This is a genomic window from Vibrio sp. dhg (assembly GCF_003443775.1).
GTDB lineage: Bacteria > Pseudomonadota > Gammaproteobacteria > Enterobacterales > Vibrionaceae > Vibrio > Vibrio natriegens.
Window position 1 is genome coordinate 2449321 of record NZ_CP028943.1, and the last position, 23933, is coordinate 2473253.

Here is a 23933-nt window from a genome sequence, read left to right on the forward strand (position 1 = left end):
TGTTTATGTCATCTAAGATGATTTACTAAAAAATATAAAAATAATAAGCCATTCCAATTACAATCGCTGGAGCAAAAGGAATAACCAGAGGATACTGGGTGCTCCACCCTCGAGTTACCCGTTGAACTGCATAAACTTTAACGTGCTCTTTAAAAGATTGCCCTGAAGATGCCATATGTAGCATGAGATAAAACGCCCCAATAATACCACCAGCCACAACTACATACGCGGTCACCTGCCACATTACTTCTGCGCCCAACCACAAGCCTACCACCGTTAGGAGCTTCACATCTCCACCAGCCATCGCTTTAACAACATACAAGCCAAATCCCACACCCAAAGTTATTAGCATACCTTTAATATGCAAAGTCCATAACAAACCAGGAGTCTGAAACAGATCTATAACAACTATCAATAATAGAATTATTACAAGATTATTTGGTATACGATTCCTCTGGACATCAGACACACCAATGATGAATAACAAAACCCAGATAAGTAAATTCATATAATAGTCTTTAAGCAAGGTTAACTCGCTTCGTCTGCTATTTTACCGGAGACTAAACCAAACGAGGTTTTTACACCTGTCCAGAAGCCCAAACTCAAGAACGCTGTAACAATCAAAGCTGCACCCAAAATGTACTCCAGAAGCGTAAGGCCTTCTTCGTCTTCCCAAAAATCTTTGAGAAAATCTACTAGATTGCTCATTTAAAAATCCTGCCCCCTAAAAAACAAAACTGCTGTGACTGACTATACCGTTACCGTTGCAATTTCACTCATCGCCACAATCATCGGGTCAACTGTTCATCTGGTAACTTGGTGCCCCCGAATAAGAGACACCAAAACCAGAATCAATAAACGGAATGTTTTAGCTAACTTTACCAGAGATCTTGCCCTCTATCGTGCCGAACGTTGTTGCTAAAGCTGACCAGAACCCCAAGCTTAGCATTGCCGCCACAATCAGTGCCGCACCAAGAATATATTCAAGAAGTGTCAAGCCTTCTTCATCATTCCAAAAGTCTTTAAGTACTTGTGTAAATTTATCCATTTTAAATGCCCCCTAAAGATCCGTTTTAGAGATCTTTAATATTGATTTTAGTGTTTAACCCCTCATGAAACGTCCCTACTTAAGTAGGGGTTTCGAAATCAATTTAGGTTAGAAAAGTGTTAGAACGTTAGGATATTTTTGCCATTCATTGGTACTTTTTTGCTATCAATGTATTTATCAGTATGCTGTATTAACTATGAGATTGGTGGCTATGAAATATGGGATAGACATCACACTTAATCGTTAAAATCCCCACCATAATCAGTTAATTGATAAAACTAAAATATGATTTGAACCAGAAATTAATAAACGAAAGGGTTAATCTAAACACTCAAGGATTGAGATTCAGATGGGTTGATCCACGTTAAATTCTTGTATAAGTATGAATTAAATGGACTTTATATGGAAAGGCTTGTTAAAGCGTGTTGGATTGGAGGGGCCTTACCATCCCTGCCAGAGCAATTTCGATGGGTATTTGCACAGTACTTCGAATTACTCGACCACAGCAATGACATATCAGTAATCAGCGATAAAGAATTCAATTACTTTTTTTATTACGTAACAGATCGTCCATTTGACTTGTTACAAAGCGTTGTAACGCTGTGTGAAAATCTAGATAAAAAACTCATTGTTGTATACACGAAAGGTATCGAAGCTAACAAACTACCACCTCAACATATAACCGCGGAATACTACGCATTGGACGATAACTATCTGTCACATTGGTTATCTCAGATAAAGCTAAAATACTTTTTTAATCATAGCTTTGAAAGCTCTCTTGCGTTACCAAATAAATCATGCTCGAAGAATGGTAAAGCCAACTTTTCTGAGGTCGTTGATTATATCTCCAATAATATACATCGAGAGTTGCGAGAAGAAGATGCAGCTGCTCTCTGCCACTACTCTACCACCTACTTTTCGAAAGTGTTTCGCCGTAAGGTTGGGATGTGCTTTCGTGATTATGTTACCGCGAAGCGTATTGCATTAGCGAAGAAGATGCTCACCGAAGACAATTCAATGAAAATTGCGTACATCGCTTACCAATGTGGCTACCACGATGTTTCTTATTTCTCTCGGATTTTTAAGAAAAAGACTGGCTTCTCACCAGCAAGCTACCGACAACAGTTTTAGAACTCATTTTTTAGGTAGGTTTTGCAAAAGATATAGCACTGCCTTGGCCGCATATTTCATCAAAATACATTCCCGTACAGTAACTCACATGCTAAAGTTAACATTATGTTAACAAATATAAAAACGAGAAGACATGGAGTCACTTATGATGCAACAGCCGAATGTAGCCAACTCCTCTGCTGGTTGCGCTCTCCCTCCGCCAAATGAAATGATTCTAAAATGGGCAGAAGAGCGTCCAAATGAGGTTTACTTAAAGCAAATCATTAATCGAGAATTCGTTGAATTCACTTACGCTGAAGTCGCAGACCAAGCTCTCAAGCTGGTGAGCGCATTACGCAACCTTGGTGTTAATCCAGGTGATAAGGTAGCGTTAATCTCAAAAAATTGCGCAGAGTGGTTTATCTGCGATCTAGCTATGATGCTGGGTGATTACGTTAGTGTGCCCATCTTCCCAACGGCTGGAGCAGACACCATCGAGTACTGCCTCACGCACAGTGAAAGTAAGGTGCTTATCGGCGGTAAGTTGGACGACTCAAAGGCAACTCAGCAAGTAATTAATGAAATGGGCGATCTGATCAGTATCGCACTGCCATATAACACTGCACCGATGTGCCAGCATCAATATGCAGAGCTTATAGCAAATGAAGTGCCAAGTGTAGAACGTCCACAACATTACGACGATAAGCTCATGTCACTGGTTTATACATCCGGTACTTCAGGCTTACCAAAAGGGGCAATGTTGACCTACGGCGCATTCAGCTGGTCTGTGCAACAGCTGATCAATCATATTGGCATACAACCAAACGACCGATTGTTCTCCTATCTACCACTCGCACACATTACTGAACGAGTGTATATATTTGGTTCTTCGATTATGGGTGGCGTACCCACAGCATTTCCAGAGTCACTCGACACCTTTATTGAAGATGTAAAAATGCATAGACCAACCTTGTTCATATCAGTGCCAAGGTTATGGACATTATTCCAGCAGCGAATTCAGGATAAGTTACCGCAAAAGTCTTTGAACATTCTTCTCAAGATACCCTTTGTGAATTCGCTGATTAAGAAGAAACTTGCCGTTGGGTTAGGTTTAGACCAAGCCAGAGTATTGGGGTGTGGCTCTGCTCCCGTATCACCAGCTTTGTTAGAGTGGTACCACAGCGTTGGGCTTAATATTACCGAAGCTTGGGGGATGACGGAGTCCTTTGCTTACAGCACGATTAATTATCCTTTTAGAGCCGATAAAATTGGTACTGTCGGCAATGCGGGGCCTGGTATAGAACTGAAAATTGCTGATGACAGTGAAATCATGGTTCGAGGTAAAGGATTATTCTCTGGCTACTATAAAAATGATATCGCGACTCAAGAATCTTTCGATTCAGAAGGCTGGCTGCACACTGGTGACATCGGAGCGATAGATGCTGATGGTTATCTTACGATTCAAGGCCGCAAAAAAGACACGTTTAAAACCGCGAAAGGGAAGTTCGTTTCTCCCGTACCGATAGAAAAGAAATTGTTCGAATACAGTCGCATAGAAATGATGTGTCTGATTGGTCTTGGCTTACCAGGCCCAATATTGTTGGTCGTGCCTCATGATTTCCCTCACTTCGACAAAGAGCGTTATGAACGTTCCACTCGTAAAGTCATTGAGCGAATGAATAAAGAGCTGGCATCTCACGAGCAAATAAAAGGCGTGTTGATGATAAAAGAGCCATGGAATATCGAAAATGGCGTTCTTACCCCAACTCTGAAAATAAAGCGCCATGTACTTGAACAAAAGTACCACGAACTTGGCCATAACTGGCCGAAAGGCCAATTAGTACTCTGGGAAGAAGACTTATAATTAAGCCAGCACTCCTCAATAGCCGTTGAGGAGTGCCACTCAACCTTGCTTCAAACTACGGCCTCCAAAATGGTTTATGGCTTTCTTTTAACACCTCATGCTTTTCCAAACCAATATCATTCCAAAGATGTTCAGGTAACTCTCTTAGATGACGACGAGTCCTATGATTTCTTTTCCATAAGTAGAGTTTAGAAAAAATTAACTGAATCCAATTTTGTTGTGTCGTTAGCAAAGCTCGTTCACAGCTGTTCGTGATGTTTTCCATCTCTTTCACCCTTTTATTCTATTGACCAGTTAATAATCAACGACTACCTTAATAATCTCAAACGATAGAACCTGCCATTGAGTTAAGGAAAACTAATGTGAAAGATCGGATGCCACCTCTACAAGGCTTATACTATTTCTTCATCGCAGCGAAAGAGGGCAGCTTTAAGACCGCTGCCAAAAACTTGTTTGTTACACCTGCAGCAGTTAGCCAACAAATCCGGCAGTTGGAAGAGTTTTTGGGTACTGACCTGTTTGTTCGCCAACACAGGAAGATACTGCTAACACCTCAGGGAGAGTTGCTATTTGCTCAAGCAGAACTAGGATTTAATCACATACAACAAGGTGTTCGTCTAATTAACCAAGATCCCAACCCAAACCAACTTTCTATCTCAACACTTCCCTCGTTTGCACACCATTGGCTAGTTCCTAAAATAACGGCCTTTAGACAACGTCATCCTGAACTATCACTTTTGCTGGAGCCAACGAATGAACTGGTTTCTTTTCAAGACAGTCAAATAGATTTATGCGTTCGTTACGGTTCAGGAAACTACCCTAATTTAGAATCGCAATGGTTAATGGATGAAGCTTTCTATCCTGCCTGTCATCCGGTTTATCAAAAAGAGCACAGCATTTATAACATCGAAGATTTGAGCAAAGCGGAGCTTATCGAAGATCTTTGGCCTGATCTCGACTGGAATATGTGGTTAGAAAGACTAGGACAACATGCTGCCAAACCAGCGCTAAAATACAGCGGTTCCCATCTCGTACTAGAGGCCGCCTTATCATTACAAGGGGTGGCGCTCGTGAAACACAGTTTGGCCTATCAATATTTTCGAACGGGTAAGTTGGTACGGATTGGCGACATCGCCATCAAACCTAAATTCGCTTACTACTTATGTGGCCCAAAGGGATACCTGCAACGGCCTAAAGCACAGCAGTTTGCAAAGTGGTTAAAAGAAGAGATAGACAGTTTTGAAAAATCGGTTAATCGAGACTTTAAAACTATCGCACTAACAGACTGAAGTATTCTAAGAGCAAAAAAATTCTGTTTCGAGATTAATAAAAAGCCCCGCACTGGGCGGGGCTTTAAAGTCATAGAGTTAACTTAAGAATTACTTCTTAGCGTTACGCTCTTTAACGTCAGAGATTACTTGCTCTGCAACGTTGTTTGGACATGGTGCGTAGTGTGAGAACTCCATAGAGAACTGACCACGACCAGAAGTCATTGTACGTAGAGTACCGATGTAACCGAACATTTCTGATAGAGGTACATCACCCTTGATACGTACGCCAGTAGTACCAGCTTGTTGGTCTTTGATCATACCACGACGACGGTTAAGGTCACCGATTACGTCACCAACGTGATCTTCTGGAGTGAACACGTCAACTTTCATGATTGGTTCAAGAAGTTGCGCGCCAGCTTTAGGCATAGACTGACGGAATGCGCCTTTAGCAGCGATTTCGTAAGCGATAGCTGAAGAGTCAACTGCGTGGAAACCACCGTCGAATAGTTCAACTTCTACGTCTAGAGTTGGGAAGCCAGCTAGAACACCAGTTTGCATCATGCCAGCGAAGCCTTTCTCAACTGCAGGCCAGAATTCTTTAGGTACGTTACCACCAACAACTGTTGATTTGAACGCGAAGCCTGAGTTTGGCTCACCTGGTTTGATACGGTAGTCGATTTTCGCGAACTGACCAGAACCACCAGACTGCTTCTTGTGCGTGTAGCTGTCTTCGATTGCTTGAGTGATAGTTTCACGGTAAGCAACCTGAGGAGCACCTACTTCTAGCTCAACGCCGTAAGTACGTTTTAGGATATCAACTTTGATATCTAGGTGAAGTTCACCCATACCACGTAGGATAGTTTCGCCTGATTCTTCATCTGTCTCAACTTGGAAAGATGGATCTTCTGCAACCATTTTACCGATCGCGATACCCATTTTCTCAGAGCCGCCTTTATCTTTAGGCTTAACAGCGATAGAGATTACTGGATCTGGGAAGATCATTGGCTCTAGAGTACATTCGTGCTTAGGATCACATAGAGTGTGACCTGTTTGAACGTTCTTCATACCAACAACAGCGATGATGTCACCAGCTTGTGCTGAATCGATCTCGTTACGCTCGTCTGCGTGCATCTCAACCATACGGCCGATACGCTCTGTTTTACCAGTTGCAGAGTTAAGGATTGTGTCACCTTTCTTCATCTTACCAGAGTAGATACGGATGAATGTTAGGGCACCGAAACGGTCGTCCATGATCTTGAACGCAAGCGCTTTTAGTGGCTCATCTGCAGATACAGTTGCAACTTCACCAGTTGGTTCGCCAGTCTCTGAATCAGTTAGAGGCTGAGGATCTACTTCTGTTGGCGCTGGTAGGTAATCTACTACCGCGTCAAGAATAAGTTGGATACCTTTGTTCTTGTACGCTGAACCACAGTAAGTTGGGAAGAATGCTAGGTCACGTGTACCTTTACGGATACAACGTTGGATGTCTTCTAGAGATGGCTCTTCGCCTTCTTCTAGGTAAGCCATCATTAGATCTTCGTCTTGCTCTAGAGCAGTTTCGATTAGCATTTCACGGTATTCAGCAGCTTTGTCTACCATGTCTGCAGGAATATCTTGAACTTCGTAGTTCTCTGGCTGGCCAGACTCATCCCATACGTAAGCTTTTTGGCTTAGTACGTCTACAACACCTACGAAATCTTCTTCGATACCGATAGGTAGAGTCATTACTAGAGGAGTTGCACCTAGAACGTTTTGTACTTGGTCTACAACTTTGTAGAAGTCTGCGCCCATACGGTCTAGTTTGTTAACGAAGATCAGACGTGATACGTGTGATTCGTCAGCGTAACGCCAGTTAGTTTCTGACTGAGGCTCAACACCACCAGAACCACAGAATACACCGATACCACCGTCAAGTACTTTTAGAGAACGGTAAACTTCGATTGTGAAGTCAACGTGTCCAGGAGTATCGATGATGTTTAGACGGTGATCGTTCCAGAAACAAGTTGTTGCTGCAGACTGGATAGTGATACCACGCTCAGCTTCCTGCTCCATGAAGTCAGTAGTAGTTGAACCGTCGTGAGTGTCACCAATCTTATGGATCTTACCAGTTAGCTTTAGGATACGCTCTGTAGAGGTAGTTTTACCCGCGTCTACGTGAGCAAAAATACCAATGTTTCTGTATTTTGATAAATCAGTCATTGTCTTACTCTGTTAATAAGGTATAAAGTGCGCGCAGAGTATATCATATTCTGTCAATACTGATACCCTTGCGTGCAGATGGAAGAAAAAAATTTTTAACGTAAATTTTCCATCCTCAAAGGATAGCCAAATATAACGATTTGTGTGCTTTATTCGCTCTCTTTGAAAATGGATTTTACATATTTGAAACGCCTAGTTTAGCGCTTTATAACTCATCAAAAGCTTCGATTGCCTCTGATAATTTCTTAACCCCATGAATTTGCATGCCCGGGATGCCACCTTTTGGCATATTAGCAGCTGGTACAATTGCTTTCTTAAAGCCGTGTTTAAACGCTTCATTTAATCGCTCTTGCCCACTCGGTACAGGACGAATTTCCCCCGCTAAGCCAACCTCACCAAAGATAACCACATCTTTGGGTAGAGCCCGATCACGAAAGCTCGATAACAACGCCATGACTAACGCAAGATCTGCACTGGTCTCAGTGACTTTCACACCACCGACGACATTCACAAACACGTCTTGGTCTGCCATTTGTAACCCGCCGTGTTTATGCAGCACAGCCAGTAATAAAGATAGACGGTTTTGTTCGAGGCCTACAGCCACTCGACGTGGGTTAGCGAGTTGCGAATAATCCACCAGGGCTTGTATCTCGACTAATAGAGGACGAGTCCCTTCCCATACGACCATAACTGAAGACCCTGAAGTCTCTTCTTCACCGCGAGAAAGGAAAATCGCCGATGGGTTGCTCACTTCTTTAAGACCCTGCCCTGTCATTGCAAATACGCCAAGTTCGTTCACTGCACCAAAACGGTTTTTGTGACTGCGCAACGTTCGGAATCGGCTATCAGTGCCGCCATCTAGTAACACTGAACAGTCAATAATGTGCTCAAGAACTTTCGGGCCAGCGAGCGTACCATCTTTGGTTACGTGGCCAACGATAAATACCGCAACATTGTTTTGCTTCGCGTATCGTGTAAGCGCTGTCGCGGACTCACGGACCTGCGCGACACTACCCGGCGAAGACTGAACATCAGAAACGTGCATCACCTGAATCGAGTCAATAACCATAATGCGAGGTTGCTCTTTCTCAGCAATTTGACAGATCTTATCCACGTTGGTTTCAGATAACATCTTCAGGTGATCTTTTGGCAACCCAAGACGAGAAGCACGCATCGCAACCTGTTGCAGCGACTCTTCGCCCGTTACGTATAAAGTCGGCATTTGTCCCGACAAAGAGCACATGGTTTGCAAAAGCAACGTTGACTTACCTGCTCCGGGGTTACCACCAATCAATATCGCAGCGCCGGGAACGACACCGCCGCCAAGCACACGATCAAGCTCTTTAAAGCCACTGGTAAAGCGTGGCACTTCTTGCAGGTTAATTTCTGATAACGTTTGTACCTGAGATTCTGTCGCAGAACCTGCGTAACCACTTAAGCGTTCATTGCGGGCGACGGTCGGCGAAGCAGCAATTCGTACTTCCGTAATCGTATTCCATGCACCACACGCATTACATTGCCCCTGCCAACGCGGAAAGTCTGCGCCGCAATCATTACAAACATACGCTCGTTTTGCTTTCGCCATGATGCCTCAATTTTTAACAAATGTGACCAAGCACTGCCAACTGACTTGAGAACTGAATATACTCAAGGTTTACTGTGCTTAGCCGATACAATTCAAATAACGACATACTCTAACAGAAATAATGCTGCAATCTGAAATTCTCTCGCTCGCGGAACGGCTCATCCCGGTCTATGGTTCTGTAGACTTTGATTTTGTCCTTGGCCAACTGACCGAGGACGCGCCACCTTCAGCCAAAATTTTGGTCAAGATAGAATTAAACCGATTAATGGCACCGTGCAAAAAAAGCATTGATTTACGCGGTCGTGTTAACGGGGAATGCAGAAAATACATATTTGATGGCATTCCACACTGGTTAGATGATGTAGCATTCAATGCCTATCACAAAAGCACCAGAAAGTATGGTGGCTATACCGAAGGCGTCTGGGAAACGCTTATTAGCACCCGGAATAATTTTCGAGTAATGGGCAAACAAGCTGTCGAAGAACATCACTCCTCCCTATCTGAGACTCAAAACCCGTTTAGTGCCGTACCTATCCAATTAGGTTTTGACTTAAAGCGTCAGGAGAAGCGTTTAAAAGTCCAGTCACAAGTAGAAATACATCGTTCAAAAGGCCAACTGCTCCACGGTGTGAGCATTGATCTATCCAGCTCTGGCGCAAAATTCAAAGTGCCCAGCGCCTTTAAATACAACCTTGGTGAAATCATTGAGGTGACTTTTACCGACTTTGCCAGTAAATCTCAATTAGCCGGAATTGAAAAACCTCTGACTTATCGGATTCTGGCTGTTGAAGACTGCTACGAAAATGATGCCATTCGATATCTGAGAACCATTCTCCTAACCGAAACCAATGTGATCGACAGAGTCATTGATGAAGTGCTAAATAGCGATGCGAAACGCACACGTCATGATAATCAGGATAAAATCATTCGGGCTCGTACGCGCGGATATGAGCATTTGGCTCTTAAACACACCAGCAACTTGCCGCTGTTCTTTCAAGGCAGCGAGCTCAAACTTGCCATGCTAACGCCGAATAATCAAAAGCTATGGCAATACTGGCACGATGAACGCAACCAACAAGTTTTTGGGGCCCTGTTCCATGAAGAAAGAATGACATCGCTGATTACACCGGGAGTAAAAGGCACCACTAACGTTCTCTATTCATTTACTCACGAGCACGATAACAAAACTTATTTCTATTCGATGCTGAGACCTGAAGCAACCAGAGAGCAACGCCAACTATTCTGGCATTTAGGAGCAAAGCGAAAAAGCTGGCGAGTTTTCCGCGTGTCTATCTTTGAACTTTCCGAGCAAGAAAAAGAGGAGCTCGCCTCATTTTCATCTGAGCTGGCAGAAACCTCGAATTTACTCACTCATGTGGGGATCTTGCAAGAAATCTCGGACGAAGCTTCAGGACAAGACTATCTGTTAACCGAAAAACCTCGTTTGCCCTCAAACACCTTAAATGCGTTTCGACATCCGAGACGAATAACCGGCCAACCCAAAGGGATGTATTTTGATGCGCAATCTCGGCGTAAAGAGCCTCGCTATCGATTTAAAACGCCACTCGCGTTAATGTCGGGGCAATTAAATAGTTCGGGATACAGTGTTGATATTTCGAAGCGAGGACTCGGAATTCAGCTAGAAACTCCAGCCTCCTTGCGCGCAGGTCAAGAGGTCGCCATTAACTTTCGTGAACTGCAATTGTACGATAGTAACTTGCCGCTATCCGACGTGCCTTATCGAGTCGTGCGAGTCAGCCCCGATGGTCATAGAGTTCAATTGGTCATTGGTCAAAGCAGCAAAGCTCGTCGAGTGATCGCATTTCTTAATAAAGTCATTGAGCATAATAAGAACAAGTTGGTTCAGCAGGCAGATGTGCTGCCAAGCCATGAGCTACTGGAGAGGCTGCATAGTACTATTCTTTCCAGAAGCCTGAGTTCTCCAATCTTCATTAGTAAAACTTCAACGGGGTCATTTAAAACACCAGTTATTGGTGTAAACCTGCCCTTGCCCAAACATGTTGAGATTTTTGCTCAGATTGGTCATGACAATAAGTTTATTCTGGATCCGATCTTTAAAGGTCGTACGAGCACTCTGATCGCAGACCTAATCAAACGTATAGAAGGCGTTCAGGAAAAACACGAAGACATTTACATCAGCGCTTCAAAAATCGGTAACAAGGTTACTGGTATAGAGTCCAAGCTGCATCAGGATTTTAGCAGCCTGAAAGAGCGCATTCAGTTTATAAAAAAAGCGCGCATGATGGGCGATTTCTATGTTCTGCGTCTCTCTACCGCGCCTATTTTTGAACCCATGACCTCTCTACTGCAAAGAGACTTGAGTGAGTTAACCCAGTTTAGTGTGCATCAGGCAAGCAAACTAGAAAAGGAGCTCACTGCACTTATCGGTTACAGTGAGTTTGAAGACATCACGGAAGAAGTACTCGTTAGATTAGAGCTAACCGAATAAAAAACACCGCCCTGTTCGGCGGTGTTTCAATATTGAAGCAAGTTCGCTGTCTTTTACCAATAGGCTATGGCTTAGACTTCCAGCTAATTTTCTGTTGTTTAACCAGCGCCCCTGACAGGATACAAAGCACCCCACCCAAACCAGAGTAACGAATCGCAGATTGAGCCTGCGCCTCGACTTTCGGTTTCGCATGGTACGCTATACCCAAACCAGCAGCAGACATCATCACCAAATCATTCGCGCCGTCACCTACCGCAACCGTATTATGCTGCTCGATTTCGTACTCATCCGCTAATTCAACCAAGATATCGGATTTCACTTGCGCGTTGACGACGTCACCAAGCACTTTACCCGTGAGTTTTCCGTTGATGATTTCCAGCTTGTTCGAGCGAGCGAAATCTAACCCCACCTTATCTTTGATGTAGTCAGAGAAGTAGTCGAAGCCACCAGAAGCAATCGCGGTTTTCCAGCCCAACGCTTTCATTGTTGCAATCAGAGCTTCAAAGTCTTGCATGAATGGAAGTTGTGAGCGTACTTGTTCAAGAATAGATTCGTCAGCACCTTTGAGTTTACCAACTCGTTGACGAAGGCTCTGTTCAAAATCCAGTTCTCCTTGCATCGCACGTTCAGTAACTTCAGCGACTTCTTCGCCAACACCAGCCAACTTCGCAATCTCATCAATGCATTCAATTTGAATGGCTGTAGAGTCCATATCAAACACAATGAGCCCTGTGGTTGATAAATCAGGAACTTCATTGAGTGATGCGTAATCTAAGTTAAGGCTTTTTAAAATCGTTTCGTGTTGAGTCGTAAGTTCACCTGACATCAATGCGACTTCGTACTGACCCACCTTCCATGTTTCTAGGACCGGATTGTAAAAACCAGTATAAAAGTCAATGTCTTCAAAATGACGCGGTGAAAGGTAAGTAGAAAAAATAATCCAATTTGCTTTGGCTCTGTCCAACTGAGAGGCAAAGCGAGTTTCAGGCAGTCGATTTAAAAGTGTCGTATGTTTTCTTATAGGCAAGCTTTTTGACGCGTCCATGTATATAATCCTTGGTGACTTTGCTAAAACGTTACCTCAACAAACTAAAAAGGCAAGTCTTTGTTTTATTTTAAATGGATGAGTAAAGAGCATGAGTGAATCCTTGTTCTCAGTAAGGAATGCCCTACGAATTCTGGCGCTAATACTACTGTGTGTGATGCTATTTATCACGATAAAAAACAGTGTGGTGATCAGTAAGGGCAACGAAAAAATTCAAGCACATCAGCTTGAGACACTCACCAAGGTTTTGATCTCGCAGGCATCTTTGTCTGCCAGTGAAATGATTGTGAACAATGATCAGGAGCGATTACTGCAGTTGACGAATCAACTCGCACAAGATCGTCTGGTATTTGATGCAACCATCTATGATGCACAAGGCGTGCGCCTGGCCTCTAGTGAAGAAGCATTATCAGTACGTGAAGTTTTGGGATTAGACACCCCACTGGCAACCGCTTCAATTGGTCGACAACAACTGGTTGAGCCTGTCATTGCTGACGGTTCTGTTGTCGGTTTTGTCCGAGTGACGTTCGAAACAGGCCGTGTTACAGCGATTTCTGACCACCACTATCGCAAAAGTGATCGCTACATGTACATGATGGTCTTGATGAGTTTTGTGTGTGGCATGCTGTTCATTATGATTTTACGCAGGCAACCAATTCGCAGAAAGAAGGCGGAAAACCTCCTGCTAACCAAATAACTCACCGGTAATCAGAATTGAATAGAAAAACAGCCCGCATTGTGCGGGCTGTTTTTTAGGTGCTTAGTTGCGATTACTGGGGCTTACTCTTTATCACCAAGTAATACCGAATCCAGTGCAATCAGCATCATGTCGTTGAACGTGGTTTGACGCTCATCTGAAGTGGTTTGCTCGCCAGTTTTGATGTGGTCAGAAACCGTACAGATAGTTAGTGCTTTAGCACCGTATTCTGCTGCTACGCCGTAAATACCAGCCGCTTCCATTTCAACACCCACAATACCGTACTTGTCCATTACATCGAACATTTCTGGATCAGGCGTGTAGAAAAGCTCTGCAGAGAAAAGGTTACCCACTTTCACATCAATGCCACGTGCTTTTGCTGCATCTTCTGCGGCACGAACCATCTTGTAATCAGCAATAGCAGCGAAGTCATGGCCTTTAAAGCGAATGCGGTTTACTTTTGAATCCGTACACGCGCCCATACCGATCACAACATCACGTACTTTGATGTCTTCATTCACAGCACCACAGCTGCCAACACGGATGATCTTTTTCACACCGAAGTCTTTGATAAGTTCAGTCGCGTAGATCGAACATGATGGGATGCCCATACCGTGGCCCATTACAGAGATTTTGCGACCTTTGTATGTTCCTGTATAACCGAACATGTTGCGAACGTCACACACTTGAACAACGTCTTCAAGGAAAGTTTCTGCAATGTATTTTGCACGTAGCGGGTCACCCGGCATCAGTACTACGTCTGCGAATGCACCCATTTCAGCATTGATATGTGGAGTTGCCATTTTTTTCTCCTTAACCTTTCTCTAGCGCTCCGCGCTTAAGGCGCTGTCAGCCAGAGTCTTCTCATTTCCGACAAGCAGCACTTTCATACTGCAAACATAGAACCAGGAGCATTACGCTCCCAGTTTTTAGTATCCCGATTACAGGAAGTTCTTACCGTATTCCATTGGTGAAGTACCGAAGTAACTCGCCAACGTTTGGCCGATATCTGCGAACGTTTCGCGGCGGCCAAGAGAGCCAGCAGGCACTTTTTGACCGTAAACCAATACTGGGATGTGCTCACGAGTATGGTCTGTACCTGGCCATGTCGGGTCACAACCGTGGTCCGCGGTTAGGATAAGTACGTCGTCTTCATCCATTAGCTCTAGCACTTCGTTGATGCGACCATCAAAGTACTCAAGAGCCGCAGCGTAACCCGCCACATCACGACGGTGACCATAAGCTGAATCGAAATCTACAAAGTTAGTGAATACGATGGTGTTATCACCAGCTTCTTTGATCTGCTCTAGCGTAGCTTCGAACAGTGCTGGGATACCTGTTGCTTTCACTTTCTTAGTGATACCGCAGTTTGCGTAGATATCGGCTATCTTACCGATAGAAACAACATTGCCTTGCTTCTCTTCTACCAATTTTTGTAGAACAGTGGCTGATGGCGGCTCAACTGATAAGTCACGGCGGTTACCAGTACGTTCAAACTGACCTTTGCCCGGGCCAATGAATGGACGCGCAATAACACGGCCAATGTTGTAATCAGCGAGCTCTTCACGAGCGATTTGACAAAGATCTAATAGACGATCCAGGCCAAATGTCTCTTCATGACACGCAATCTGGAATACCGAGTCTGCTGAAGTATAGAAGATAGGTAAACCTGTCTTCATGTGCTCTTCACCCAAATCATCCAATACTTGAGTACCAGAAGCATGGCAGTTACCTAAGTAGCCATCTAAGCCAGCACGCTCGAGAATACGATTCGTCAACTCTTCAGGAAAGCTGTTGGTTTTGTCACTAAAGTAACCCCAATCAAATAAAACAGGCACACCTGCAATTTCCCAGTGACCAGACGGAGTGTCTTTACCAGAAGACAGCTCAGCCGCGTGACCGTAAGCACCGATGATTTCTGCATCTGCGTCTAGACCAGGGGCAAAGCGACCTGTTGATTCTTTATGTGCCATCGCCAAACCAAGTTTAGATAGGTTTGGAAGACGAAGTGCACCTTGACGTTTGTCGTTATCTGCTAAGCCTTTTTCACACTGGTCCGCAATATGACCTAGAGTGTCTGAACCTACATCACCAAATTCTTTAGCATCAGCCGTTTCACCGATACCGAATGAGTCTAGTACTAAAATAAATGCTCTTTTCATTGCTCGTTCCTTAGGCCCACTCGGCGAATAAGTATGGTTGAGTAGGCCTTATGTAATTACTTAATCAGTTAGGGTCTGGTGACCTAGATATCTTCTGCACGAATCTGACGGTAAACCTCTGGGGTTGGTGTATATTCACCACCAACTTTGATTGCACTGCGTAGTGCTTTTGCAGCTTCTTCCCACTGCTCTTCACTGCGAGCGTGGATAACAGCCAGAGGCTTATCACTATCAGCGACCTCACCCAAACGGATGAACTCATCAAAACCAACCGCGTAGTCGATTTCATCCGTTGCAACGCGGCGACCACCGCCCATCGCGACCACAGCCATACCGATAGCACGTGTGTCCATCGCAGAGACAATGCCTGTTTCCGTCGCATACACTGGTTTGATGATTTCTGCTTTTTCTAGGTAGTTTTCGTAGTTTTCTACGAAGTCTGCTGGGCCGCCTAGACCTGCAACCATCTTGCCGAAGCATTCTGCCGCTTTGCCGTTATCGAGCACTTCCATCAGTTTCGCACGTGCGTCATCTGTATTTTCTGCCAGCTTACCAAGCACCAACATTTCCGCACACGACGCCATTGTGACTTCAAGCAGACGTGGATTACGATATTCACCAGTCAGGAAACGAACCGCTTCACGCACTTCAACCGCATTACCGGCTGAAGACGCTAGAACCTGGTTCATGTCTGTCAGGATTGCTGTTGTTTTTGTGCCAGCGCCATTTGCTACCGCAACGATAGATTTGGCTAGCTCTTCTGATGCTTCATAAGTTGGCATGAATGCGCCCGAGCCGACTTTTACGTCCATCACTAGAGATTCCAAGCCCGCAGCCAATTTCTTAGAAAGAATGGACGCCGTAATTAACGAGATGTTATCAACGGTAGCCGTGATATCTCGGGTCGCGTAAACACGCTTATCGGCTGGAGCGAGATCGCCCGTTTGGCCGATAATCGCAACGCCAGCGTCTTTCGTCACTTGACCAAATACGTCGTTAGTTGGCGTGATGTTGTAGCCTGGGATTGACTCTAATTTATCGAGCGTACCGCCAGTATGACCAAGGCCACGGCCAGAGATCATTGGTACGAAACCACCACACGCCGCCACCATTGGGCCAAGCATGAGAGAGGTCACATCACCCACGCCACCTGTAGAGTGCTTGTCGACAATAGGGCCGCCAAAGTTCATGTGGCTCCAGTCGATAACCATACCTGAATCGCGCATTGCACAAGTCAGGGCAATACGCTCATCCATGGTCATTTCATTGAAGAAAATAGTCATAGCAAATGCCGCGATCTGACCTTCAGATACTGTGTTATTTGCTACGCCTTGAATAAAGAAGTTGATTTCGTCAGCAGAAAGAACTTCGCCGTCACGTTTTTTACGAATGATTTCTTGCGGTAAATACATTAGTGCCTCCCAAGCTCGATGAAAGCTTTGGTTAAAGTAGGACAGAGGTAAAACAGAGGGCGATGTTCCACCACCCTAAATTTAAAACAGACGTTAAGTTTTTATTCGTCATACCCTAAATAGTTGGCGTTGCAGCCAGGCGACAAGTAAGTTCAGCCCTATGAGCATAGGTTTTCTATGTGATTAGGGCGGCCGGCGCTCCGGTGAACTTACACAGTCAACAACGCTGCAGCGTCAAATATGACGGGTATGTTAGTACGCTGTTGGATCAGCCGTTTCGTCTGTTACTTCTAATGTATTTAACAGGTTAGTTAGCAGGCTTGATGCACCGAAACGGTAATGACGAGCATCAACCCAGTTATCACCTAAGATTTCATCTGCCATTGCCAGGTAAGCCGCTGCGTCTTCTGCAGTACGCACACCACCAGCAGGTTTGAAACCAACTGTTTCTGCTACACCCATGTCACGAATCACTTCTAGCATCATTCGTGCGTATTCTGGTGTTGCGTTCACAGGCACTTTACCTGTTGAAGTTTTAATAAAGTCTGCACCCGCTTCGATACAGATTTGTGAAGCTTTTTTGATTAGCGCTTCTTCTTTTAGTTCACCCGTTTCGATGATCACTTTAAGAAGAATGTCACCACAAGCTTCTTTACATTGCTTAACCAGTTCAAAGCCCACTTTCTCATCGCCCGCCATCAGTGCACGGTATGGGAACACTACGTCAACTTCGTCTGCACCGTAAGCAACCGCTGCTTTTGTTTCAGCAACTGCGATCTCGATGTCGTCGTTTCCGTGTGGGAAGTTAGTCACGGTAGCAATGCGAACTTCTGGTGTGCCTTGCTCACGAAGTGTCTTCTTAGCAATAGGAATAAAGCGAGGGTAAATACAGATTGCAGCCGTGTTGCCTACTGCTGTTTTCGCGTCATGACATAGTGAGATCACTTTTGCATCAGTGTCGTCATCATTCAGCGTAGTTAGATCCATAAGTTTTAGTGCACGTAGTGCTGCTGCTTTTAAATCGCTCATTTCTATCTCCGATCAATATTCAAAAAATTCACTACTCAGCCTTACATCGCAACTCTAACTATAATCAATGAGTTGAGATTGTGTAAAAAATGACTCAGTAGTCTATTAATGAACGGACTTGGTTCCATGAAGACTCGGCATATACAGCGAAAATTTCTTATGCCAATTGCTATCCTTGTCACCGCACAGTACCAATTTGGCCTATGGCACAACAATCTATGATTGCGGTGTCTTTACTATCATATCTCTCCAACAAAATGCCGTTGAGATCTAATATTTCAGGGTAATTCATTTACCCATCGATTAGGTTGTATCCACCTTGTGATGTCTACATTATAGATATTCATCGCAAAACTGTAGCACCAAATAGAGCGCAAACGGTTTGTATCTCAAAATTTCCAGGTTTCTATTCTCTAGTCCGTCAGTTAAGACCCCTTACATTTGACGCACTAAAAATTTTCAGCCCTGAAAACGAAAAAAGCCCCGCAGCAATTTCTTGCTACAGGGCATGATTTAATATGGCGTCTATATATTAAAAACCAGTTCTAAATTACAGAGCTGCTAGGCTTAAGCAGAAGCCTGCAATTGTCGCTGCCATTAGGTTAGACAACGTACCAGCTAGTACTGCTTTAACACCCATGCGAGCGATATCTGGACGACGGCTTGGCGCTAGACCACCCAGACCACCTAGTAGGATCGCGATAGAAGAAAGGTTCGCGAAGCCACACAGTGCAAATGAGATGATAGCCGTAGTCTTCTCAGACATTACTTCACCAGTTGCTGCGATTACTTGAGCGTTTTCACCGATGTAAGGCGTGAAGTTCAAGTATGCAACGAATTCGTTCACTACAATTTTCTGACCGATGAATGAACCAGCAGTTACTGCTTCAGCCCATGGAACACCGATTAGGAATGCTAGTGGAGAGAACGCGTAACCCAGGATTAGCTCAAGAGTCAGCTCAGGCATACCGAACCAACCACCGATGCCGCCTAGCATACCGTTAACAAGAGCAATCAGACCTACGAATGCGATTAGCATTGCACCTACGTTTAGTGCTAGTTGTAGACCAGAAGCTGCACCGCCCGCTGCCGCGTCGATTACGTTAACAGGTTTGTCGTCACCGCCGTCCATTGCCTCTTCGATACTTTCATGAGGCTGATCAGTTTCAGGGTGAAGAATTTTAGCGAATAGTAGACCACCAGGTGCTGCCATGAATGATGCTGCAACTAGGTATTCTAGAGGTACACCCATTGATGCGTAACCCGCTAGTACACCACCAGCAACAGAAGCTAGACCACCACACATTACCGCGAATAGCTCTGATTGAGTCATTTTTGGAACGAATGGACGAACCACAAGTGGCGCTTCAGTTTGACCTACGAAAATGTTAGCTGCTGCTGACATTGATTCTGCACGAGAAGTACCAAGCGCTTTCTGTAGTGCACCACCAAGAATCTTGATAACCCATTGCATAACGCCAATGTAGTACAGAACTGAGATCAGAGCAGAGAAGAAGATCAGTGTAGGAAGAACACGGAATGCGAAGATGAAACCACCGCCACCGAATACTTCGAACATCTTGTTAGAAACAAGACCACCGAACAGGAATGATGAACCATCGTTACCGTAGTTGATAACGTTAGATACACCACTAGAGAAACCGTTTAGTAGATCACGGCCCCAAGGCACATAAAGAACAAATGCACCTAATGCGAATTGGATAGCGAATGCACCACCCACAGTTCTAAAGTTGATAGCTTTGCGGTTAGATGAGAATGCTAGTGCGATAGCAAGTAGCACAACCATACCAACCAGGCTCATAAACAGGCTCATAGTTTATGACTTCCTTATAAGTTATTTATTGGCGTGTAACAAAATGGAGCTATAAAAGCGGGGCAATTATACTCATGCATCATCAATTAAAGTAATGCCGCCCTCACACTTTCCCATAAGATTCATTATTGATTCACCAATCTTTGTGATAGAACTCACAATAAAAAGGAAAACGTTTTCGAATCTAAACAGTTTCTTTGAATTCTATTCACATATTGAGAAGGCAAAATTGCTATTTTTCCACAGTTGCGACGCAATCGATTGCTTTTCTCCTCTACGCAACTCTACGAGCACATTTAATACATGAATGAGTTTCGCCGGGTGGTTGGGCTGCCCCTGATATCCAAGTATAGGCATATCTGGAGCGTCTGTTTCGATAAGTAGGTTTTCTAGGGCTAATTTTTGAATTGCGTCGCGGGTTTTTTGGGCTCGTGGGTAGGTAATAGTTCCCCCTACACCGATGAAAAAACCTAATCTGACCCACTCCATCGCTTGCTGATAGCTACCAGCAAAAGCATGTACGACACCGCCTTTAGGTAGCTTCGCCGCTTTGACCATTTGAATAAGTCGATTGTGCGCTTTTCGGCTATGTAAAATGACCGGAAGGTCGAAACGTCTGGCGAGCTCAAATTGAGTTTCAAGCACCTTTTCTTGCAACTGAGGATCGACGTCAATCGCAAAATCTAATCCGCACTCGCCTATTGCAACGCACTGTGGCGGCTTTTGTTTGAGATAATGCTCCAACTCAGCAAGGTGCTGCTCAAAATTCTCTTCCAGAAAATACGGATGGAACCCGAGCGCATAATATAAGTGGGAATGTCGCTTGGCTAAGGTTTGAATGCGTGACCAGTTTGAAGGTCCGACTGAGGGTATCAGGATTCGGCTCACCCCTTGTTCTTGAGCAAGAGTCAGGTTGTGCTCAAAATCATCCTGAAACACGTCAAAATCAAAATGACAGTGCGTATCAAAGAGCTTCATCTTGTGACTTTCTATTGCTCTCGGCAGATTTCGGTGCTGCGTTTGGCTCCTCACTCTGATGAGCAGGATCTTTTCTATAAGGCACACAACTGCGTTTTTGATCCGGCGTGAGCCCCATCTCTTTGCACCAGTCGTCGTAGCGCTTAATGCCTCTTTTCAACCAATTCATTTTTACTCCGCTATCTCTAATCACTTATTTAACTTTAATGGATATAGTCCAATCCACATCATTTCTGCTGATATAAAAACGCCCTTGACTAAGTCTATAGCCAAGGGCGTTTTAAAATCCAGTCGCGGTGTAAGCGAGCTTCAGTTAACGTCGATTAGTGCTCGCGAGTCGCACGGAAATCAACATCCGGGAAGCGCTCTTTCGCCAGGTTCAGGTTAACCATTGTCGGCGCGATGTACGTTAAGTTGTCACCACCATCGAGTGCTAAGTTGCTCTGATTCTTACGTTGGAACTCATCCAGTTTCTTCGCGTCGCCACACTCAACCCAACGAGCCGTTGCCACGTTTACGCCTTCGTAGATTGCTTCTACGTTGTATTCAGACTTCAGACGAGCCACAACCACATCAAACTGAAGCACACCAACCGCACCAACGATCAGATCGTTGTTTTGCAGTGGACGGAACACCTGTACCGCACCCTCTTCCGACAACTGAACCAAACCTTTCAGCAGCTGCTTCTGTTTTAGTGGATCTTTCAGACGAATACGACGGAACAATTCCGGTGCAAAGTTCGGGATACCAGAGAACTTAAGTGATTCACCTTGCGTGAAGGTATCACCAATCTGGATAGTACCGTGGTTATGCAGACCGATAATATCACCAGCGTAAGCGTGTTCTGCACGTGAACGGTCACCAGCCATGAAGGTTACCGCATCAGAGATACTTACTTGTTTGCCTAGACGAACGTGGTTCATCTTCATGCCTTGAGTGTAAGTACCCGATACGATACGCATAAAGGCGATACGGTCACGGTGTTTTGGATCCATGTTTGCCTGAATCTTAAATACGAAACCAGAGAACTTCTCTTCTGTCGCTTCAACTTCACGCTCAACCGCTTGACGCGTTTTCGGCGCAGGCGCCCACTCTGTCAAACCATCCAACATGTGGTCAACACCGAAGTTACCTAATGCCGTACCAAAGTAAACGGGTGTTAGCTCACCAGTCAGGAATGATTCCAGTTCGAACTCTGGACAAGCACCCATTACGAGTTCAAGCTCTTCACGTACGCTTTCTGCCAGATCTGCACCGACTTTTTCATCCAGTTCTGGGTTATCCAAACCTTTGATGATGCGAACTTCCTGAATCTCATGACCATGGCCAGATTCGTAAAGAATCGTCTCGTCACGGTGAATGTGGTACACACCTTTAAACTCTTTACCACAGCCAATCGGCCAGGTAATTGGCGCACACATCATGCCCAGTTCGTTTTCAACTTCGTCCAAAACTTCCATTGGATCACGAACGTCACGGTCAAGTTTGTTCATGAAGGTGACAATTGGTGTATCACGAAGACGCGTAACTTCCATCAGTTTACGAGTACGATCCTCGACACCTTTCGCTGCATCGATAACCATCAAACAAGAGTCAACCGCGGTTAATGTACGGTAAGTATCTTCAGAGAAGTCTTCGTGCCCCGGAGTATCCAGCAGGTTAACCAGACAATCGTTGTAAGGAAACTGCATCACAGAAGTGGTTACAGAGATACCACGTTCCTTTTCCATTTCCATCCAGTCAGATTTAGCATGCTGAGCATTACCACGACCTTTAACGGTACCTGCTTTTTGGATCGCGTTTCCGAATAAAAGTACTTTTTCGGTAATGGTTGTTTTACCCGCATCCGGGTGGGAGATGATAGCAAAGGTCCTTCGCTTATTGATTTCATTAAGAAAATCTTGGTTTGCCATGTATAAATTCTTTTAGTTTGTACACGGATTTGTACACACTTTTGGAAGTACTCTCTTTTCAGTTCTTCGCTTGTCAAATCCGTCGTGTTAATCGTAATTGGCCGCTATTTTCGCTGATCTTGACTTTATAAACAATCAATGGTTATCTAATCGGTTACCATTTACTCTCAGCGTGCGCCAATGCTCAGTTGTAGCTGTTTGCAATCGTTGCTTCTTCAGCTCATGAACAACTGTGGCTAAACCACAAATTCCTTCGCTACCAGAAATCGATGATAGCTTGTCGTACTACACCGATGATGGTGCAGTTGCCGTTGATCGGTATTGCAGGGTATTGCGGGTTCAAAGGTTTTAGGTACTTCTGTTCACCATCAATAACTAACTGCTTAAAGGTTGCTTCTTTCGAATCATCCAAACGCGCAACAACCAATGAACCTGAAGAGTAAGGTAACTCAGGATCAACAACGATCACTGCCCCCTCAGGTATGGATTTTTTTCCGCTTGGATTTTCCATACTGTCGCCTTTTACGCGAAGTGCGAAACAACCCTCATGTGCTTTCCCAGTGACTTCACGCCACTCCTCAGCATCTTCATGGGCAAATCCCTCCGCTATTTCAGTCCAATCACCGGCCTGAACCCAGTTAATGAGAGGAATTCTTCCCTTAATATCAGGCCCGACTTCTACATTACCGACCCCCAAGCCAATCTCGCCATCACCTGTGGCGAGCCAATGAGCATTCACGCGAAGCGCCTCCGCGATCTGCATGGTGTAACGAGACCTAGCCGATTTACCAGAGCAAATCTGGCTGATCGACTGCTGTTTGATACCAATGCGACGAGCCAACTCAGACTGAGTCACCCCAGTAAGCTGCAAGGCATGGTTTAGTCGTTCGGATAAAGTTTTCATAAGCCCGCATTCTACAAATAAAACTGTAGTCTTTCAACAATTTTAACTGTTGACTTGTCTACAGTTTAAACTGTAACATTCAATCTTGTAACAGTTATTATTGTAACAGGAGACGGTATGGAAGTGTTCAACACGACACAAAAACATCTCCGCCGTGCCATTGACTTGGTCGGCGGGCAATCAGCATTAGCACGAGCCATCAACTCAAAACAGCAAAACGTCTGGTTTTGGTTGAATAAATCAGGGCGTGTTCCCGCTGAATTCGTTTTACCCATCGAACAAGCTACGCAAGGACAGGTAACCCGATCTCAGTTAAGACCGGACATCTACCCCGAATGCCCAAGCGAACTGAAAGCCAGTAACCAGTAGGATTTAGGGCAAGTAATGGTCAGCATTTTACGTAAACACAAAA

22 protein-coding genes are annotated in these 23933 nt (G+C 44.6%); 6 read left to right on the forward strand and 16 right to left on the reverse strand.

From position 1 onward, the window contains the following. Nucleotides 1-25: 25 nt before the first annotated feature. The 3 genes from DBX26_RS11295 to DBX26_RS11305 form a co-directional block, all read right to left on the reverse strand. Complete coding sequence (locus tag DBX26_RS11295) at nucleotides 26-508, reverse strand: prepilin peptidase (protein WP_014232852.1); 483 nt, start codon at nucleotides 506-508, stop codon at nucleotides 26-28. A 20-nt stretch (nucleotides 509-528) separates the two neighbouring features. Beyond that, on the reverse strand, nucleotides 529-708 hold the full coding sequence (locus tag DBX26_RS11300) for a Flp family type IVb pilin (RefSeq protein WP_014232853.1): 180 nt from the start codon (nucleotides 706-708) through the stop codon (nucleotides 529-531). Nucleotides 709-868: 160 nt separating this feature from the next. Next, nucleotides 869-1048, reverse strand: coding sequence for a Flp family type IVb pilin (locus tag DBX26_RS11305; RefSeq protein WP_014232854.1), 180 nt, complete (start codon nucleotides 1046-1048; stop codon nucleotides 869-871). Between the two features lie 402 nt (nucleotides 1049-1450). On the opposite strand from DBX26_RS11305, the gene DBX26_RS11310 reads away from it, so the two are divergent. Further along, nucleotides 1451-2179 (forward strand): AraC family transcriptional regulator, encoded by a 729-nt coding sequence (locus tag DBX26_RS11310; protein WP_118119190.1) that lies wholly within the window; start codon nucleotides 1451-1453, stop codon nucleotides 2177-2179. A 148-nt stretch (nucleotides 2180-2327) separates the two neighbouring features. Further along, the gene (locus DBX26_RS11315; protein ID WP_162889726.1) at nucleotides 2328-4022 is read left to right on the forward strand and encodes an AMP-binding protein; all 1695 of its coding nucleotides are present in this window, start codon (nucleotides 2328-2330) and stop codon (nucleotides 4020-4022) included. Between the two features lie 55 nt (nucleotides 4023-4077). Here DBX26_RS11315 and DBX26_RS11320 read toward each other — a convergent pair whose 3' ends face one another. Continuing rightward, complete coding sequence (locus tag DBX26_RS11320; RefSeq protein ID WP_014232857.1) at nucleotides 4078-4287, reverse strand: DUF1127 domain-containing protein; 210 nt, start codon at nucleotides 4285-4287, stop codon at nucleotides 4078-4080. A gap of 97 nt (nucleotides 4288-4384) precedes the next feature. Here DBX26_RS11320 and DBX26_RS11325 point away from each other — a divergent pair, with 97 nt between their 5' ends. Next, entirely contained in the window at nucleotides 4385-5311 is a 927-nt protein-coding gene (locus DBX26_RS11325; RefSeq protein WP_118119194.1) for a LysR substrate-binding domain-containing protein, read from the forward strand. A 90-nt stretch (nucleotides 5312-5401) separates the two neighbouring features. On the opposite strand, the gene fusA is transcribed toward DBX26_RS11325, so the two are convergent. After that, entirely contained in the window at nucleotides 5402-7492 is a 2091-nt protein-coding gene (fusA, locus tag DBX26_RS11330) for an elongation factor G (protein ID WP_014232859.1), read from the reverse strand. A gap of 205 nt (nucleotides 7493-7697) precedes the next feature. Continuing rightward, the gene (gene radA, locus DBX26_RS11335; protein WP_014232860.1) at nucleotides 7698-9077 is read right to left on the reverse strand and encodes a DNA repair protein RadA; all 1380 of its coding nucleotides are present in this window, start codon (nucleotides 9075-9077) and stop codon (nucleotides 7698-7700) included. A gap of 121 nt (nucleotides 9078-9198) precedes the next feature. On the opposite strand from radA, the gene DBX26_RS11340 reads away from it, so the two are divergent. Next, on the forward strand, nucleotides 9199-11547 hold the full coding sequence (locus DBX26_RS11340) for a PilZ domain-containing protein (protein WP_118119196.1): 2349 nt from the start codon (nucleotides 9199-9201) through the stop codon (nucleotides 11545-11547). Nucleotides 11548-11611: 64 nt separating this feature from the next. On the opposite strand, the gene serB is transcribed toward DBX26_RS11340, so the two are convergent. Next, complete coding sequence (gene serB / locus DBX26_RS11345; RefSeq protein ID WP_118119198.1) at nucleotides 11612-12592, reverse strand: phosphoserine phosphatase; 981 nt, start codon at nucleotides 12590-12592, stop codon at nucleotides 11612-11614. 91 nt (nucleotides 12593-12683) lie between these two features. Between serB and DBX26_RS11350 the strand changes: the two genes are divergently transcribed. Beyond that, nucleotides 12684-13289, forward strand: coding sequence for a YtjB family periplasmic protein (locus DBX26_RS11350; RefSeq protein ID WP_014232863.1), 606 nt, complete (start codon nucleotides 12684-12686; stop codon nucleotides 13287-13289). Nucleotides 13290-13372: 83 nt separating this feature from the next. On the opposite strand, the gene deoD is transcribed toward DBX26_RS11350, so the two are convergent. The 9 genes from deoD to DBX26_RS11395 form a co-directional block, all read right to left on the reverse strand. After that, the gene (gene deoD / locus DBX26_RS11355) at nucleotides 13373-14092 is read right to left on the reverse strand and encodes a purine-nucleoside phosphorylase (protein ID WP_014232864.1); all 720 of its coding nucleotides are present in this window, start codon (nucleotides 14090-14092) and stop codon (nucleotides 13373-13375) included. Nucleotides 14093-14230: 138 nt separating this feature from the next. After that, nucleotides 14231-15451 carry a phosphopentomutase gene (locus tag DBX26_RS11360; RefSeq protein ID WP_065297323.1) on the reverse strand — a complete coding sequence of 407 codons (1221 nt, stop codon included), beginning with the start codon at nucleotides 15449-15451 and terminating at the stop codon, nucleotides 14231-14233. 83 nt (nucleotides 15452-15534) lie between these two features. Beyond that, the gene (gene deoA, locus DBX26_RS11365) at nucleotides 15535-16863 is read right to left on the reverse strand and encodes a thymidine phosphorylase (protein ID WP_014232866.1); all 1329 of its coding nucleotides are present in this window, start codon (nucleotides 16861-16863) and stop codon (nucleotides 15535-15537) included. Between the two features lie 252 nt (nucleotides 16864-17115). Continuing rightward, complete coding sequence (gene deoC, locus DBX26_RS11370) at nucleotides 17116-17892, reverse strand: deoxyribose-phosphate aldolase (RefSeq protein WP_014232867.1); 777 nt, start codon at nucleotides 17890-17892, stop codon at nucleotides 17116-17118. Nucleotides 17893-18442: 550 nt separating this feature from the next. Then, entirely contained in the window at nucleotides 18443-19726 is a 1284-nt protein-coding gene (locus DBX26_RS11375) for a NupC/NupG family nucleoside CNT transporter (protein WP_014232868.1), read from the reverse strand. A 204-nt stretch (nucleotides 19727-19930) separates the two neighbouring features. After that, on the reverse strand, nucleotides 19931-20704 hold the full coding sequence (locus DBX26_RS11380; RefSeq protein ID WP_118119199.1) for a TatD family hydrolase: 774 nt from the start codon (nucleotides 20702-20704) through the stop codon (nucleotides 19931-19933). Continuing rightward, nucleotides 20691-20873 (reverse strand): DUF5363 family protein, encoded by a 183-nt coding sequence (locus DBX26_RS11385; RefSeq protein WP_014232870.1) that lies wholly within the window; start codon nucleotides 20871-20873, stop codon nucleotides 20691-20693. The genes DBX26_RS11380 and DBX26_RS11385 overlap by 14 nt, the downstream gene beginning before the upstream one ends. Before the next feature lie 154 nt (nucleotides 20874-21027). Beyond that, nucleotides 21028-22617, reverse strand: a complete 1590-nt coding sequence (gene prfC / locus DBX26_RS11390) for a peptide chain release factor 3 (protein WP_118119201.1) — start codon at nucleotides 22615-22617, stop codon at nucleotides 21028-21030. 256 nt (nucleotides 22618-22873) lie between these two features. Further along, complete coding sequence (locus DBX26_RS11395) at nucleotides 22874-23521, reverse strand: LexA family transcriptional regulator (protein WP_000854920.1); 648 nt, start codon at nucleotides 23519-23521, stop codon at nucleotides 22874-22876. Nucleotides 23522-23638: 117 nt separating this feature from the next. On the opposite strand from DBX26_RS11395, the gene DBX26_RS11400 reads away from it, so the two are divergent. Continuing rightward, a complete protein-coding gene (locus DBX26_RS11400; RefSeq protein WP_000451746.1) occupies nucleotides 23639-23890 on the forward strand; it encodes a helix-turn-helix domain-containing protein in 252 nt (83 codons plus the stop codon). Nucleotides 23891-23933: the final 43 nt, after the last annotated feature.